At 68.1% G+C, this 16,214-nt stretch carries 11 protein-coding genes and 2 pseudogenes; 9 read left to right on the top strand and 4 right to left on the bottom strand.

Annotation, left to right across the window (positions count from 1 at the left end):
• Positions 1 to 27: 27 nt before the first annotated feature.
• The 6 genes and pseudogenes from FXF65_RS43005 to dnaK all read left to right on the top strand — a co-directional run.
• Positions 28 to 3,438: a CHAT domain-containing protein gene (locus FXF65_RS43005; protein ID WP_222869063.1), complete on the top strand. Its 3,411-nt coding sequence runs from the start codon at positions 28 to 30 to the stop codon at positions 3,436 to 3,438.
• A 25-nt stretch (positions 3,439 to 3,463) separates the two neighbouring features.
• The gene (locus FXF65_RS43000) at positions 3,464 to 3,868 is read left to right on the top strand and encodes a hypothetical protein (RefSeq protein WP_148356255.1); all 405 of its coding nucleotides are present in this window, start codon (positions 3,464 to 3,466) and stop codon (positions 3,866 to 3,868) included.
• Positions 3,865 to 4,836 (top strand): hypothetical protein, encoded by a 972-nt coding sequence (locus FXF65_RS42995; RefSeq protein ID WP_148356254.1) that lies wholly within the window; start codon positions 3,865 to 3,867, stop codon positions 4,834 to 4,836. Before FXF65_RS43000 ends, FXF65_RS42995 begins: the two co-directional genes overlap by 4 nt.
• Before the next feature lie 164 nt (positions 4,837 to 5,000).
• Positions 5,001 to 5,372, top strand: a complete 372-nt coding sequence (locus FXF65_RS42990) for an effector-associated constant component EACC1 (protein WP_148356253.1) — start codon at positions 5,001 to 5,003, stop codon at positions 5,370 to 5,372.
• A gap of 4 nt (positions 5,373 to 5,376) precedes the next feature.
• A pseudogene (locus FXF65_RS45730) lies at positions 5,377 to 6,033 on the top strand (caspase family protein); the annotation flags it as partial.
• 405 nt (positions 6,034 to 6,438) lie between these two features.
• A pseudogene (dnaK, locus tag FXF65_RS45725) lies at positions 6,439 to 8,217 on the top strand (molecular chaperone DnaK); the annotation flags it as partial.
• Positions 8,218 to 8,254: 37 nt separating this feature from the next.
• Here dnaK and FXF65_RS42980 read toward each other — a convergent pair.
• The 3 genes from FXF65_RS42980 to FXF65_RS42970 form a co-directional block, all read right to left on the bottom strand.
• Entirely contained in the window at positions 8,255 to 8,980 is a 726-nt protein-coding gene (locus tag FXF65_RS42980; protein WP_148356251.1) for a sulfite exporter TauE/SafE family protein, read from the bottom strand.
• Positions 8,981 to 9,235: 255 nt separating this feature from the next.
• A complete protein-coding gene (locus FXF65_RS42975; protein WP_148356263.1) occupies positions 9,236 to 9,511 on the bottom strand; it encodes a MerR family transcriptional regulator in 276 nt (91 codons plus the stop codon).
• Between the two features lie 836 nt (positions 9,512 to 10,347).
• The gene (locus FXF65_RS42970) at positions 10,348 to 11,007 is read right to left on the bottom strand and encodes a phosphotransferase family protein (protein ID WP_246199508.1); all 660 of its coding nucleotides are present in this window, start codon (positions 11,005 to 11,007) and stop codon (positions 10,348 to 10,350) included.
• A 189-nt stretch (positions 11,008 to 11,196) separates the two neighbouring features.
• On the opposite strand from FXF65_RS42970, the gene FXF65_RS42965 reads away from it, so the two are divergent.
• The 3 genes from FXF65_RS42965 (at position 11,197) to FXF65_RS42955 (ending at position 14,578) form a co-directional block, all read left to right on the top strand.
• The gene (locus tag FXF65_RS42965) at positions 11,197 to 12,507 is read left to right on the top strand and encodes an FAD-dependent monooxygenase (protein WP_222869062.1); all 1,311 of its coding nucleotides are present in this window, start codon (positions 11,197 to 11,199) and stop codon (positions 12,505 to 12,507) included.
• A 10-nt stretch (positions 12,508 to 12,517) separates the two neighbouring features.
• Positions 12,518 to 12,856: a YciI family protein gene (locus tag FXF65_RS42960; RefSeq protein WP_148356249.1), complete on the top strand. Its 339-nt coding sequence runs from the start codon at positions 12,518 to 12,520 to the stop codon at positions 12,854 to 12,856.
• Positions 12,857 to 13,195: 339 nt separating this feature from the next.
• Positions 13,196 to 14,578, top strand: a complete 1,383-nt coding sequence (locus FXF65_RS42955; RefSeq protein ID WP_148356248.1) for an NAD(P)/FAD-dependent oxidoreductase — start codon at positions 13,196 to 13,198, stop codon at positions 14,576 to 14,578.
• 182 nt (positions 14,579 to 14,760) lie between these two features.
• On the opposite strand, the gene FXF65_RS42950 is transcribed toward FXF65_RS42955, so the two are convergent.
• Complete coding sequence (locus tag FXF65_RS42950) at positions 14,761 to 16,212, bottom strand: amidohydrolase family protein (RefSeq protein ID WP_148356247.1); 1,452 nt, start codon at positions 16,210 to 16,212, stop codon at positions 14,761 to 14,763.
• Positions 16,213 to 16,214: the final 2 nt, after the last annotated feature.

Genomic DNA, 16,214 nt, shown 5'->3' with positions numbered 1-16,214 from the left:
GAGCGGATACCGCCGCTGATCCGCACATTGCTGGCCTCCGCCGACGAGGCGATTCAGGGTCAGCGGTCCGCGGTCTCCGCCGAAGCCGCCATGGTGGAGATTCGGGCGTTTGAAGGCGGTGGGGACCTCGGCAGGCTGGACGCCGCCATCGCGCATTTCGTCGAGGCCGCTTCGGTCCTGCCGACCGGGCATCCAGAACTGTCCGGCACTTTATGTGACCTCGGGCAGGCATGGCGGATTCGCGGTGAATGGAGCGGAGACCAGAACGACTCCGACAAAGCGGTGCAGGTGTACCGGGATGCCCTGGCCGCGGCACCCGGTGACGGACCGGACCGGTCGGCATGCCTGTCGGGGCTGGCCACGGCGCTGTCGGCGCGTCACGAGATCACGAGGTCACCGGCGGACATCGCGGAGGGGGTGCGGGCGGCCCAGGCGTCCGTGCAGAGCGCGCCCGACACAGATCCCACCCTTCCCTTGTACTGTTCTCGGCTGGGAATTCTGCTGGAGAACAGCTTCGAGCACTCGGGTGATCAGGCCGATCTCGACGAGGCGGTCAAGGCGCACCGTAGCGGGGTGGAACTCGCCCCATCGGACCATCCGGATCGGGCGCTGCTTCTCGCCAACATGGCCTCGACCTTGCGCATCCATGCTCAAAGCAGTGGCCGTGCCGAAATGCTCGACGAGTCGATCGCGGTGGCACGCGAAGCCCTGGAGTTGACCCCGCCCGGCCACGAGAACATCGCGCATCGGTTGCGGACGCTCGCCAACGCCCTGCTCATTCGCTACGACAAGACCGGGCAGGCCACCGATCTGACCGAGGGGCGGAATCTGCTCAGGCAGGCACTGGACATGCCCCGGTTGGACGCCGCCGAACTCGTCAAACTCCGGCTCAGTTGGTGCCTGTGCCTGGTGCGTCAGGCGGCCCATACCAGGAGCATGGCCGACAATGACGCGGTCATCGATGCCTTTCATGACATGCGGGAGACCATTCCCGACGGCCATCCGGATATGGGCACTCTGCTGACCGGGCTTGCGGGGGCGCTGCTACGCAGATTCGAACGGGCCGGTCGTCCGGACGATCTCGACAAGGCGATCGAGACGGCCCGCCAGGCCGTCGAGGTCGGACCCGCCGCCGTACCCGACGCGGGGGGTCTTTTCGCCAATCTCCAGACGACGCTCGTGCTCAGATATCTCCGTACGGGCCAGCGAGCAGATCTTGAGGACGCCGTCGGCCTGGCCCGACGAGCCGCCTCCGCCGGGGCTCCCGACCAGGTTGGACGCGCGACCATCACGAGCAATCTGGCGAACGTCCTGCGGCTCCGCTATACGGAGTTCGGTGAAGAAGCGGATCTGCGGGAAGCGGTAAATCTTGCGCGGCAGGCGATGGACGAATGTCCACCCGGTGGCCCTGTCCACAATAGCCTGATCGCCGAGTTCGCCAGTGCGCTCATCCTTCGGTCCACGCTCCCTGGTCATGAAGCGGACCGGGAGGAAGCACTGCGCATATGCCGGGAGGCATCCGCGGGACTCGCCGAACCCGACCCTGATCTCCTGGATGTCATGAGCGCGGCGCTCAGCCATGCGAGGAGCAGCCGCGGGGAGGAACTCGATGAGCTGATCGAGCTGCGAAGGCAGCAGGTCGCCGCCCTTTCGCCGGACGACGCCGAACGTGGGAAAGCGCTGTTCGGTCTCGGCGCCGTCCTGCAGATGAGATCCGACCGGGTCGCCGACGATCGTGACCTGATCGAAGCGGCCGAGTCTTTTCATGCGGCTGCGGAAACCCCTTTCACCGACGTCCACGGAAGAATGCTGGCCGCAATCCGCTGTGCTCAGATCAGCGGGCGCCTGGGCAGGCACGATGCGGAGCTTCGGGCGTTCACCCTCGCCGTGAGCCTGCTTCCTCTCGTGGCGTGGCACGGCGTGGACCAGGCCACGCAAGAACGAAGGCTGAGTGAATGGGCCGGGCTGGCGGCCGATGCCGCCGCATGCGCGATCGAGCTCGGGCTGCCGGAGAAGGCCGTGGAACTCCTGGAGCAGGGACGATCGGTCTTGGCCGACCGTTCGTTGCAAATCCGAGGCGATCTTTCCGAGCTCGAACGTGCCGCGCCGGAGCTGGCGGCCCGAATGGCGCAGGTCCGCAACCTGTTGGACAGCGCCGAACCGGAAGTCGGCGGCTTGCCCATTGCCGTGGTTCCAAGCCATCCGCACGCAACAGAGACTTTTTCGTCCGCGGCGGGTAGGCGCAGGGACGAACGAGCGCGGCTGGCCGCTGAATGGGACGATCTCCTCACCCAGGCACGACGCATCCCCGGACTGGAGAACCTCCTCACGCCGACTCGCTTCACCGAATTCGCCGAGGCAGCGGCGGAGGGACCGGCGATATTGGTCAATGTCAGCCGGAGACGTTGCGATGCTCTGGTCGTGACCGGCGAGGGCGTCAGCGTGGTTCCGTTGCCGAACCTCACTGCCGAGCTGATCCTGCAATTCTGTGAAGGCTTCGTCTCGACCGTCCGCTATTCGCCTTCGATGGGCCTCGCCGGAACGATCGCCATGCGCGGGAACGTCCAATCGGCGATGAAGTTTCTGTGGCGCTTCGCGGCCGAGCCGGTGCTGCGCTCTCTGGGGCATCTGGGCCCGCCGCCCGAAGGTCAATCGAAACCGCGAGTGTGGTGGTGCCCCGTCGGGCCGCTCGCGTTCCTTCCCTTGCACGCGGCCGGCGACCACGAGCCGGATTCGCCTGCTCCCGGCGCCGTCATCGACCGGGTGATCTCCTCCTATACGCCCACGCTGTCCGCGCTGATCAGATCGAGGAACCAATCCGGCGCGGCCGGACGAAGGGTCTCCGCGCTGGCCGTGGCTTTGCCGGAAACACCCGGCCTGCGCAGGCTGCCGCACGCGGAGGAGGAGGCCGACATCGTCGCCGGGCACCTGGAGCCGCTGGCCGAAGTCGCCCAGCTCATCGGCTCGCGGGCGACGCGCGCCAACGTCCGCGCGGCGCTTGAGGACCACGACTGGGTGCATTTCGCCTGTCACGGTAGCCAGGACATGGACGACCCGGGCAACGGAGGAATCGAACTGTGGGATCAAGCCCGCCTCACCGTTCGTGACATTGCCGCTGCCCGTCCAAAACGCGGTGGGCTCGCCTATCTGTCGGCATGTGACACCGCCGTGGGCGGGATCGGGCTCATCGACGAAGCGATGCATCTCGCGGGCGCGCTGAACCTGGCCGGATACCGGAATGTCATCGCCTCGCTGTGGGCGGTGAGCGACCGCGATTCCAGCGCCGTGGCGGACCGGGTATATCGGGTCCTGGCGGGCGAGGGCCGCCTGGATCTAAGCGATGCCGCCGCGGCGCTCGACGCGGCAGTGGTGTGGCTGCACGATCGGTACCCCGACCAGCCAGAGATCTGGGCGCCCTACATTCACATCGGAGCGTGACGGCATTGCATCAGAAGGGCACCCGATGAGCGCGACATCCGAGTTCGGCGATCTGCTCGACCCCGAGCCATCGGCCCAGCGTCCGAGGACCGTCCTGCGCCTTCCACCTGGCTCATCCCTGTTCGCCGCGGCAAACGCCCTCGAAGAAGTGCTGCTGCGCGACGCCACCGTGACGACCGTGGCCTTGTATATGGGGGAACGGCGACTAGGCACAACCTCGCGGGCATTTCTTGCTGAGAGATTCCCCGGCGTCACTCGCTCTGTCGGTGACGCGGACCGGGCGAGCCAGCCCGGAGAGTCGACGCAGTACCGCCTCCTTCGCTTTCGATGCCCTCATTGCGACCACCAGGTCTTCCGCACCTTCTATGACGAACGTGCGATGCCGGTCTGCGCGAATCCGGAGCACGGTTCCATGGTGCTGCGGAAGTGAACCCACAAGACCTCGCCAAACCGCCCTCGGAGTCGCTGTCCAGCAGGTTCGCCCTGGTCGGCTACCTCCCGACCTTCGCCGCCGCCTGGTACCTGCTGACGCTGGTGTGGGCCGGAGCGCCGGTCGGTCCGCTGGACTTCGGCCGGGTCTGGCGGACGGCGAGCAAGCTCGGACTCGGGCAGCTCACGCTGATCATCCTGACGATCCTGCTGATCGCGGTGCTCGCCGCACCATTGCAGATGGCGATGGTGCGCACCCTGGAGGGGCGGTGGCCCCGCCTGCTGGGCAGCGGATTCGCCCGCGGACGGCAACTACGCCGCAAACACCGTCTCGAACGCGCCGCCGAACTTCCGGCGCCGGCAGACCCCGAAAGCGCAGGCACCGCTCCCGAGGAGCCGTCCCCTGCCGTCCTCCAACGCGCGGGACGACTGGGGGCAGAGCTCAGACGCTCCTTTCCCATGTCGGATCACCTCGTCCGCCCGACGAGGCTCGGCAACATCCTCGCGGCGATGGAAGACACCGCGGGCCGCACCTACGGCCTCGACGGCGTGATCGCCTGGCCTCGCCTGTATCCCCAGCTCAGCGACCGCACCCGCGCCCTCGTCGATGACAGGCGCGACATGCTCGACACCGCCGCCCGGCTGACCGTCACCTCCGCCCTCGTCACCGTCATCGGCACGGCCTTGCTCGTGGGCACCGGCTGGTGGCACCTGCTCTCGCTCATTCCGCTCGGTATCGCGGTACTGGCCTACGCGGGGACGGTGCAGGCCGCGCACGCCTATGCCGAGGTCGTGCACGTCGCGTTCGACCTGCACAGGTTCGACCTCCTGACGGCCCTCCACATGCCGCTGCCGACGGACACGGCAGCGGAGGCGACGATCAATCAGGCTCTATGCGACATGTGGCGCCAAGGCGTACCGGCTGACCTCCATTACCTCCACCCCACCGAGAACAACGGCCCGACCTAACCGACCTAGTGCCGGACGCCAAGCTGACCACAGGCGGCATAAGAGGATGCCGTTTTTCCTCGGAGGCGACGCGGAAGGCACCAACCTCGTCCGCTGGCCGGAAGGGGCCCCACCAGGGATGTTTTGCGTCCGTTAGTGGTGGGTGCTGCGTATGCTTTAGTCCCGTGGGGCTTAATGTCGAGATGCTGATCGGTGTAGTCGCCGATGGCGATGCGGAAGAGTTGGACTCGCTCCGGAGTGAGTTGAGCGAGGAACTCGCCCTGTTGGATGTTGATGCGCTAGAGCCCGTGGTGGAAGGGAAAGCGCCTCCCGGCACACGTGCGCTTGAAGCGGCCGCGCTCGGACAGGTGCTGGTCAAGGCCGGTCCGGGAGCGGTCTTGTCGATCGTGCGGGCCGTGCGAGGCTGGTTGCAGAGATCCAGGGCGCGCAGCGTCGAACTGAGCATTGCCGGCGACACCATCAAGTTGAGCAGAATCTCGCTGGAAGAGCAGGAACGTCTTCTAGAGCTCTTCCTCGCGAAGCACGGCACCGGCTGAGGCCATGCGGAAGCGGGCGTTGATCATCGCCAGCAGCGTCTACGGCGATGAGGCTCTCGGTGATCTACCGAGTGCGGTCTCCGACGCTGAACAGCTCTCTGGCGTGCTCTCCGACAGGCGCATCGGCGAGTTCGCGGTGGACACCCTGATCGATGAGCAGGCGTTGATCGCTAAGTCTCGCATCGAGGGGTTCTTCCAGGGCGCCGCGCACAACGACCTCCTGCTGCTGCATCTGTCCTGTCACGGCCTGAAGGATCGGAAGAGCCGCCTGGTGTTCGCGGCGAGCGACACCGATACGGCACTGCTCGCGTCCACAGGGATCGCCGCGGAATTCATCAACGATCAGATCGAGGAAAGTCGATCCAAGAGCATCGTGGTGATGCTCGACTGCTGTTACAGCGGTGCCTTCAGCAAGGGCATGCGTGCACGTGCCGCCGTTCCCGAGGTCGATGTCGCCCAGCCGTTCAGTGGCCGGGGCAGGGTGGTCATGACCTCTTCAACCTCGCTCCAGTACAGCTTCGAGGGAGAGCAGCGTAGCCGACGGGAATTCGATCCCGCATTGTTCACGGCTGCGGTGATCCATGGTCTGAAGTCCGGGGAGGCCGACCTCGACGGGGACGGGTTCGTCGCCGTGGAGGAGTTGTACAACTTCGTCTACGACCGTGTGAAGCAAGCCGAGCCGCGTCAGACTCCGACCTTGAGCGTGAACAGCGCCGAAGGCAGCATTTACCTGGCCCGTAGCCCGAGCTATGTATTGCATCCCGAGTTCAAAGGGCTTCCAGGACGAGTCATCAGCGCTGTGCATCACCAGGAGGCATGGCAGCGTTATGGTGCGCTTCATTTGCTGGTGAGTGAACTGGCCGACCAGCGAGATGAAGCAAGCGACGCCGCACGCAAAGCACTGACTCTCCTGGCCGGGGACCCGGACGCCGAAGTGAGGCGACAGGCCGGGAGCTTGCTACGCCGCTTTGAATTTTCCGTGTCGGTTCACAGTGAGTGGGAATCGGCCGATCCTGACGAGCACGTAGATTTGGATTGGGGTGTTCCTGTAGAGCAGTTGCCGCCAATGCGGCACGGTCGGGCGGTCGGCATCGACTTCGGAACGTCCCAGTCGGTCGTCGCGATCCTGGAGGGCGGAGAGCCCACGGTCATCGCGAACGCGGAGGGGTCGCGGACCACGCCGTCCGTCGTCGCCTTCGCCAAGAACGGTGAAGTCCTGGTGGGCGAGGTCGCCAAGCGCCAGGCCGTGACGAACGTTGACCGGACGATCCGCTCGGTCAAGCGCGAGATGGGCACCGACTGGAAGACCCAGATCGACGGCAAGGACTTCACCCCGCAGCAGATCAGCGCGTTCGTGCTGCAGAAGCTGAAGAGGGACGCCGAGTCCTACCTGGGCGAGACGGTCACCGACGCGGTCATCACCGTCCCGGCCTACTTCTCCGACCACCAGCGGCAGGCCACCAAGGAGGCCGGGCAGATCGCGGGGCTGAACGTCCTGCGCATCATCAACGATTCTTCCTCGGCTGCCCTGGCGTACCACTTGGAGAAGGAGAACGAGGCCACGATCCTGGTGTTCGACCTCGGTGGCGGCACGTTCGACGTGTCCCTGCTGGAGGTCGGCGACGGGGTCGTCGAGGTGAAGGCCACGTCCGGCGACAACCACCTGGGCGGGGACGACTGGGACCAGAAGGTCGTCGACTGGCTGGTGGAGAAGTTCCGCAGCGCAAAAGGGGTTGACCTGCGGAGGGACAAGATGGCCCTGCAGCGGCTTCGTGAGGCCGCGGAGAAGGCCAAGATCGAGCTGTCCAGATCGGCCGAGACGCAGATCAACCTGCCTTACATCACCGCGTCCAGTGAGGGTCCGCTGCACCTGGACGAGAAGATCACCCGCGCCGAGTTCCAGCGGTTGACCTCCGACCTCCTGGAGCGCACCAAGGCGCCGTTCGAGCAGGTGCTCAAGGACGCGGGCTACTCGGTGGACGCCGTCGACCAGGTCGTCTTGGTGGGCGGCTCGACTCGGATGCCCGCGGTGTCGGAGCTGGTCAGGGAGCTGACCGGTGGCAAGGAGCCCAACAAGGGCGTCAACCCCGACGAGGTCGTCGCGATCGGTGCCAGCCTCCAGGCGGGCCTGCTGAAGGGCGAGGTCAAGGACCTCCTGCTCCTGGAGGCGACCACGCTGAGCCTGGGCATTGAGACAAGCCCCGGGCACCGCTTGGGCGTCGAGGCCGGGGGCGGCATCTTCACCAAGATCATCGAGCGGAACATCTCGATTCCCGTCAAGCGGTCGGAGACGTTCACCACCGCCGACGACAACCAGCCGTCGGTGGAGATCCAGGTCTACCAGGGCGAGCGCGAGATCGCCGCGTACAACAAGAAGCTCGGCACCTTCCAGCTGACCGGTCTGCCGCCGGCGCCGCGCGGCGTCCCGCAGATCGAGGTCACCTTCGACATCGACGCCAACGGGATCGTCAACGTCAGCGCCAAGGACCAGGGCACCGGCCGCGAGCAGTCGATGGTCATCACCGGCGGCAGCGCGCTGCCCAAGGACGACATCGAGAAGATGATGCGCGACGCCGAGCAGTACGCCGAGGAGGACCGGCAGCGCAAGGAGGAGGCCGAGGTCCGCAACCAGGCCGACACCCTGGCCTACTCCACCGAGAAGTTCCTGCGCGAGAACGACGAGAAGGTCCCCGAGGAGCTCAAGACCGAGGTGAGCGACGCCGTCGCCGAGGTCAAGAAGGCCCTGGAGGGCACCGACGTCGACGCCATCAAGGGCAGCGCCGAGAAGCTCGCGCAGATCAGCCAGAAGATGGGCGCGGTCGTATACGCACAGAATCCCGAGGCCGGTCCGCAAGGACGATCGAGGTAAGGGGCGAACTGGCTCAGAGGCCGAGGAGGAAGAGGGCTCCGGCGGTGAGGAGTCCGGCTTCGACGAGGTGGACGAAGACGCGGTCGCTGATGCGGTCGACGATCTTCTTGCCGGTCCAGGCGCCGGCGAGGGTGGCGGGGGTGAGTGCGGCGCCGTAGACCAGGATCTTGGTGGTGAGCAGGTCGCCGGCGCCGTAGGCGGCGAGTTTGGTCAGGTGCATGGTGAGGGCGGCGGCGGCCTCGGTGCCGATGTAGGCCGCGCGGGCCAGGCCGTAGGCCAGGAAGAACGGGGCGGTCAGCGGGCCGACCGAGCCCAGCAGCGCCGAGCCGAGCCCGGAGGCCGCGCCGACTCCGATGAATGCGCGGGCGCTGGGCTTGCGAGGGTGGGGGTTGAGGCGCCGCCAGACCACCACGCCGATCAGGAACACGCCGAGCGCGCGTTTGAGGGGCGCCAGCGGAGCGTGTGCCAGCAGCAGGCCACCGGCCAGCGCGAACGGGACCGCGCCCAGGGCGAACCAGCCGATCAGCCGCCGGTTCAGGTCGCGGCGGTTCAGCCAGACCCGGCTGCCGTTGCTGGACAGCTGGGTGAGGGTGAGCATCGGGACGGCGAACCGCAGCCCGAACAGCGCGGTGAACACCGGCAGCAGCAGCACCCCGCCGCCGAACCCCGCCACCGCTGACAACAGCGCCAGCGCGAACGCCGCGGCGCAGGCGGCCAGCAGCACCAGGACGGTGATCACGGGTCCAGCCTCCCAGCCGGTGGGGTGCGTCCGGGCCAGACCGGCATGAGCTCGGCCCCGAAGATCGACGTCAGCTCCGCCGCCTCCGACGGGACTCCGCACGTGGTGCGGTACGCGGGCGGTTCACGTTCGGGTAGCGGTCCTGCTCGTCACCGCCGCCCCCGGCCGGGTTTCCGGCCGGGGGCATGTTGCGCTGTTGGTCGACGTCCCGGAGCCCACCATCACCAGCCGCAGCGGTGCGGGGGCCAGAGCGGGTCAGTCCCGTTCGGCGTCGGTGTCGATGCGCCTTTGGAGTTGGGTGTTGATGCGCTGGGCCTCGGTGAGCTGGTCTTCCAGAATGATGATGCGGCAGGCCGCGTCCAGTGCGGTGCCCTGGTCGGCCAGGTCGCGGGCGCGCTGGGCCAGGCGCAGCTGGTATCTGGAGTAGCGGCGGTGGCCGCCGGCCGAGCGTTGCGGGACGAACAGCCCGGAGGCGTCCAGGCTGCGCAGGAACCCGGGGGTGACGCCGAGGATCTCGGCGGCGCGGCCCATGCTGTAGGCGGGGTAGTCCTCGTCGTCGAGCTTGTCGTCCAGCCTGCTGTCGAGCCCCGTGTCGGGGTCGGCACCGGGGTCGTCCTGCACCGGATCGGGCTGGACGGGGTGCGGGTCGTGCTGGTCTGAATGGGTGCCGGGCTTAGCCGGCTGGGGTGCTCTCACAAAACCTTCCGTACTGTCGTTGGAGGTAGACGCCGGATGCAGGCCGGATGCGTTCCGAACGACAGGGCCCCGGCGCCAAAAAGGCGGCGCCGGGGCCAATGAGGTACAACACCATCTATCCGGCGCTGTCGCCGGTTGACTTCCGCGCCGACCGCCTTGGGCGGGGGCGCGGGGATCGCGGATGCGTGACCGTAGACCACCGTCCAATCTGTGGGGCTGCGGTACCCGCGCGGCGTGACTGGAGCCCGCTGCGGGCGATCCCGATGGTGCCGAGACCCTCCTTCCGTGTTCTTCCTACCTGCGTTACCTGTGTTTCTTGCGTTGTTGCGGCTTGCCTTCGTGCCACAGGCGACCCGTTGGCCGCCGGACGCGAAGCCGTCTGCCGGGGTCCCTTTCACTGCGTTGACCCCGGCACGTCCGGCCCGCGTCATCCATCTGTGCGGGCAGTTCGTCATCTGCCGCGTCTCATGGACTTGTTCCTCTTCGATGACAGGAACAGTACCTCACACCGGAGCGAATATCTACCTTGTTCAGCACAGGTTTTCGTAGATCGACTGATGCGGTTGCCTACCGCCGGTACATGAACGCGCCGCGCCTCGGGTGCCCAGGACCGCGGCGGCGGGCGACGGTCGCTTCGTCCCGTACCGCCTTCAGACGGCCTTCGGCGCTTTCTACAGACCGTCCAGTCGCCTGGTGATCGTGTCGAGTGTCGGCCAAGGGGGACCCTCGCGCAGTGAGCGCAGGAGTCGCTCTCCGAAGAGTCTTCCGTTCGGAAGCTGGTCGCCTAGTTCCCAGCGCCAGGCCGCGACCATCGCGAGAACGAGCTGTCGGCACTCGTCCAGCAGTCCTTGGTCGACATTCGGATAGTGCTCGCAGACCGCCTCGGGGACGTGGGCGAGGTCGAACTCGACGGGTCCGCGGCAGCATGTCTCGAGGTCGATGAACAACGGGCCGTACTTGGTGCCGAGCACATTGCCTGGATGCGGCTCGCCGTGGAGCAGCTGCTCCACGGGGCCGCGGTCCTCGACCGCCCGTCGCAGGCTTGTGAGTCTGCTGCTGAGGAACACGCGGTCGGCGTCGGCGAGCTCTGGCGAGAGCCTGGGGTTGGCGACGATGTCTTCGGCCTCGGCGATGCGATCGGTGAACCGCGGGCTCGGCACGTCGACCTTGCGCATTCCAGCGTGCAGCCGCTCCAGCGCCTTGGCGTAGTCGACCGGTGAGGTGTGAGACGTCACGGGTTGGTAGTAGGTCCACAGCGTCACTGTGAAGCCATCGCGCGTGAACGTACTCGGCGCGGAATCGTCTTCGTGGCGGTGAACACCGAGAACCACTCGTATCACGGGTCCTTAGCTGGATATCCGCTCATGCCGAGTCCAGGGTGTTTGCGCGAGCGTGGACGCGGTTTCGGTAGGTGCCGATGAGTTTTGTGCGGATCCCTGGTCGATACGGCTGGCAACACCGACAGGGGTGGGCCTGCGCTGGGGACGATCCGGCGCGGGAGGAAGCACGTGGAGGCAGTGGTGAGCGTCGACGACACCGAGCAGGAGCACACCATTCGGACTGGCGAGCAGGGGACGCGGGGGAGCGGTCCCAGGGTGTTGGTGGCGGGGGCGAGCATCGCAGGGCCCGCGCTGGCCCACTGGCTGCGTCGGTGGGGCGCCGAGGTGACCGTGGTGGAGCGGGCTCCCGAGTTGCGTCCCGGCGGGCAGGCGGTGGACGCGCGCGGGGTCGCCAGGGAGGTCATCGGGCGCATGGGGCTGGACGCGGCGGTGCGCGCGGCGTGCACCGACACCGCCGGCGCGCACACCGTGGACGCCGACGGGCGGGTGCTGGAGACCTTCCGTGCCGACGACGACGGTGGCGACGGGTTCATCGCGGACATCGAGATCCTGCGCGGGGACCTGGCCCGGGTGCTCTACGACGACACCCGCGACGGTGTCGAGTACGTCTTCGGCGACCGAATCGCGGGGGTCGCCCAGGACGCGGACGGTGTCGACGTGGTCTTCGCGGGCGGCGACCGGCGGCGCTTCGAGCTGGTAATCGGGGCCGACGGGCTGCACTCGGAGCTGCGAGCGATGGTCTTCGGGCCGCATGAGCGGTTCCTGCGCCACCTCGGGCACGTGCTGGCCTTCTACAGCGTTCCCAACAAGTTCGGGATGGACCGCTGGCTGCTTGAGCACCAGGACCAGGAGTCCGGGCGCTCTGCCCTCCTGCGGCCCATCCAGGACGCCACCCGGGCGATGGCCATGTTCTACTTCCCCTCGGGTGACTTCGAGGTCGACCACCGTGACGTCGCGGCTCAGAAGGCCCTGCTGCGTGAGCGGATGGCGGGACTGGGCTGGTTGACCCCGGACATCCTCGCGCACCTGGACGACACCCCGGACTTCTACCTCGACCAGGTAGCCCAGGTGGTGATGGACCGCTGGTCGAGTGGACGGGTGGGGCTGCTCGGGGACGCGGCGTTCAGCTCCTCGCCGATGTCCGGGCAGGGCACCGGGTTGGCCCTGGTCGGCGCCTACGTGCTGGCCGGGGAACTGGCCGCCGCCGGATGGGACCCCGACGCCGGGTTCGCCCGCTACGAGGCGCGGATGCGCTCGTTCGTCGAGGCCAACGAGGAGATCGGCCGGTTGAACGCCCGCAGCCGCGACGTCCCCGGGCCGGACGCCGAGCCGCGCCCCGATTTCACCGGCGAATGGTTCACCGAGCTGGTCGGACGCGCGATCAACGGCATCGAACTGCCCGACTACGCGCGGATGGCCTACGTTCGCGGGCCTGAAGGAATCATTGTCTCGTTGGCCGAGCGCGTCCAAGACGAGCGCATCCATGAGTAGAGGAGACTCCGTGAGCACGACGGTGACCGACGAACAGATTCAAGCTCTGGCTTCGACCGCGAAGCCTTACAGCCTGGCGCTCCTTCAGTGGACACCGGAGCGAACCATGAACGGCGCGGATGCGATAGAGCTCGAGCATCAGCGACGCATGGTGTCGCTTCGTGCTGACGGGGTGATCGCCATTCTCTGCCCGGTCGCCTCGGACACCGTGGCAGGCGTCGTGATCATGACCGTGCCGGCTGAGGAAGCCGCTGAGATCATGGCCGGAGACCCTTGCGTGCAAGCCGGAATGATGCGCTGCGACGTACATCCGTGCCACGGCTTCCCCGGAGACGCCCTTCCCCTCTGAACGATCCGGTCAGGTCGAAGTGCACTTCGACATTCCGGCCGCGGGTCGGCGAACGCCAGAGCGGACGGACGGCGAACCGCGCCCGGTCGGCTAGCACTGACAAGGATGCGAGCACGGCCGGGAGCTTGTCTGCGGGCCGCCGTACCTCTGTGAACAAAAGGTGACACCAGGCTCACTCGATCTCCGTTGACCCGTCCCCCAGGCAGCCTCCATCCTTGCGATGCAGACCACTCACTGTGATCGACTACGTGCCGAGCGTCGTGGAGAAGGGGAGGCGACGCATCCGCCGGGCAGGTGGCGGGCCCGGTGACCGGGTCGGTGCCGAAAGGGAGGCTGGCCATGGGAGATGTCGACGATCACGCGATCGTCATCGGCGCCGGTGTCAGCGGGATCCTCGCCGCTCGGGCGCTGGCCCGCCGGTTCGCCCGCGTCACCATCGTCGAGCGCGACACCTTGCCGCAGGAGCCGGCTTTCCGGCCGGGGATCCCGCAGTCCCCACAGATCCATGCGTTCTGGAAGCACGGTGTCGACTGCGCCGAACACCTCCTCCCCGGCCTGACCCGGGAACTCACCGACCACGGCGCCCACCGGCTGATCGTCCCCAGGGACTTCCTGTGGCTGAGCCCCGTCGGCTGGTTCCCCCGGGTTTCGGGCACCGCCGACCTGACCTGTAGCCGGGCCCTGGTCGACTGGACGCTGCGGCGCATGGCGGCGGCCGACGACCGCATCGAGATTCTGGAGGGAAGCCAGGTCACAGGGCTGGTCCCCTCTCCGGACGGGGACGGCGTGAAGGGCGTCCACGTGCGCGGCGCGGGCACCGCCGAGCCGCGGGTCCTCGGCGCGGGACTGGTCGCTGACGCCAGCGGACGCCGGTCCGAGGCCACCGGGTGGTTGACCGAACTCGGCTACCCCTCGCCGGCGGTGGAACGCTATGACGCCGCTTTCGGCTACTCCAGCCGCTACTACAAGCTGCCGGACTCCAGCGTGCAGGACTGGAAGGCGATCTACATCCAGACCAGCCCGAACACCCCTCGCGGCGGGGTGCTGGTGCCCGTCGAAGGGGGACGCTGGATGGCCACGCTCCTGGGCTGCGGCGAGGAGAGCATCCCGCCCACCAGGGACGACCGGTTCCTCGCCTACGCGCGCAGCCTGCGCAGCCCCGTCCTGTACGACGCCCTCCGGGAGGCCGAGCCCCTGTCGGACGCCCAGGCGTTCCGCAACACCGCCAACGAGTGGCGCCATTACGAGTCCCTGGACCGCTGGCCGCGCGGCTTCATGGTGCTGGGTGACGCCTTGTGCCGGTTCAACCCCGTCTACGGCCAGGGCATGACGGTCGCGGCCATGTCCGCCAAAGCGATCGCCGACGAGATCGACGGGATGGATCCCGCCCGGATCCGCCGCGACTCCGCGCGCCTGCAACGGGTGGCCGCCGCGCAGTCGGCCAACGCGTGGGGCCTGGCTACCGGGGAGGACCTCCGCTTCCCCTGGACGCGAGGCCGCCCGCCGGGAGCGAAGGTCAGGCTGCTGCACCAGTACATGGACCACGTCGTGGCGGCGGGCAACGTCGATCCGGCCACCTGCCGGACGATCTTCCGGGTCTTCGGCATGAACGTCCCGCCCACGGCGCTGTTCAGGCCGTCGGCCATCACCCGGGTCGTGGGCCGGTGGCGCGCCCCGACGACCTCGTCGGCCCCGGCGGGATCCCCTCCCCCGATCGCCTGACCGAGCCAGGCGGGGCTGGCAGGCCGATCCCGCGGTCGGTCGGCCGTGTGAAGGGCCGCCGGTACGCCCATCGCGGGGCGGTCGAGGGTGCCGTCGGCCGCTGGAAGCCAGATGGCGACGGGACTTTCCCGTCATCGCGATGGGGCACCTTCTGGTCGCGGGTCGCACCCTGCGCGTAATTGTCAGGACGGCTGGGGGATGCCGTCGGCGTAGGCGGAGCCGAAGGAGCGGGTGGCCATCCGCTCGGCGGTCTCCCACCAGGCACGGAGGTCTTCGGGCCGTAGGTCCGGCAATTCGGCGTGGCCTTCGTGGATGCGGGTGAGCGCGGCCTCGGCTCGGGCGCGCACCGCGGCCAGGTCGACGCCGAGCAGCCTCCCGTTCCGCTTGCGGATCTCGCCGTTGACCAGGACCGTGTCCACGTCCGCGGCGGTGGACTGCAGGACGACGGTGCCGGTGGGGTGGCTGGAGCGGACGAGGTCCATCCGAGGTTTGAGGACGATCAGATCGGCTTGCTTGCCCGGGGTGAGGGAGCCGATGCGGTCGGACAGGCCGAGGGTGTCGGCGCCGTTGGTCGTGCCCCAGGCCAGCGCGTCCTTGGTCGTCAGGCCGATGGTCCACGGCATGGTGCCGGTGCGGTGCACGCGGTCGTTGTCGAGCATCCGCTGGGTCTGCAGGCCGAGCCGCAGTTGCGAGAACAGGTCGCCCGATCCGACGCAGACGATGTCGGTGCTGACGCCGGGCGCGATTCCCGCGTCCATCGCCGGGCGGAGCGGTGGGATTCCCATGCCCATCTGCATCTCGGTCTCCGGCGCGATGGTGATCTTCGCTCCGGTGTCGGCCATCATCCGCCATTCCCGCTCGTCCAGCGCGGGGCAGTGGATGTGCACGTGGCCGGGATTGAGCAGGCCGTGGTCGCGCATCTCGCGTAGGCCCTTGAGCAGGATGGAACCGGTCGCGGCGGCGGTGTGGGAGCTGATCACCACCCCGAGGTCGGCGGCGAGGCGCACCTCGGCCGCGGTGTGCTCGAACGGCACGGTGCCGAAGTCGCTCAGCAGCACTCCGGGGGTGACGAGGCCGTCGCGGAGTTCGTCGCGGACGCGCCGGAGATCCTTGAGGCGGTCGTCGTGGCCGGCGAACGGGGTGGGCGTGAAGTCCCACTTCTGCATGCCGTACGCGTAGACGGCGCGGATGCCGGCGGTGCGCAGCGCGTCGATCGCGGCGTCGGCGTGGGCGGGGGTGTTCACGCAGTCGCAGCAGTCCATGATCGTCGTTGTGCCGGCGTCCAGCGCCTCCAGCGCGCCGACGAGCGAGGCGGTCCCGAGGTCCTCGGCGGTGAGGAAGGAGCCGGTGCCGCCGAAGGTCGTGCCGAGGAACTGCGGCAGCGACTGGTCGGCGGAGATCGCCCGCATCAGCGCCATCCAGGTGTGCCGGTGGCTGTCGACCAGGCCGGGCAGGACGATCCCGCCGTCCGCGTCGATCGTTTCCGCGTCGGCGCCGGCGAGTTCGGCCGCGTCGCGGACGACGGCGGCGATGCGGCCGTCCTCGATGAGCACGGCACCGTGGGGCAGGTCTCCGTACCGGTCGTCCATGGTGATGACGTGGCCGCCGGTGACGACCTTGCGGACGCTGCTCAAGG

Source organism: Actinomadura syzygii (genome assembly GCF_008085905.1).
In the GTDB taxonomy this organism is placed as follows: Bacteria; Actinomycetota; Actinomycetes; order Streptosporangiales; family Streptosporangiaceae; genus Spirillospora; species Spirillospora syzygii.
This window is presented reverse-complemented; position numbering and strand designations above follow the sequence as displayed.

Excerpts from the sequence above, each read along its gene's own strand:
- FXF65_RS43000 (WP_148356255.1), top strand. The coding sequence starts at position 3,464 with ATGAGCGCGACATCCGAGTTCGGCGATCTGCTCGACCCCGAGCCATCG.
- FXF65_RS42955 (WP_148356248.1), top strand. The coding sequence starts at position 13,196 with ATGGGAGATGTCGACGATCACGCGATCGTCATCGGCGCCGGTGTCAGC.
- FXF65_RS42975 (WP_148356263.1), bottom strand. The coding sequence starts at position 9,511 with ATGGGCCGCGCCGCCGAGATCCTCGGCGTCACCCCCGGGTTCCTGCGC.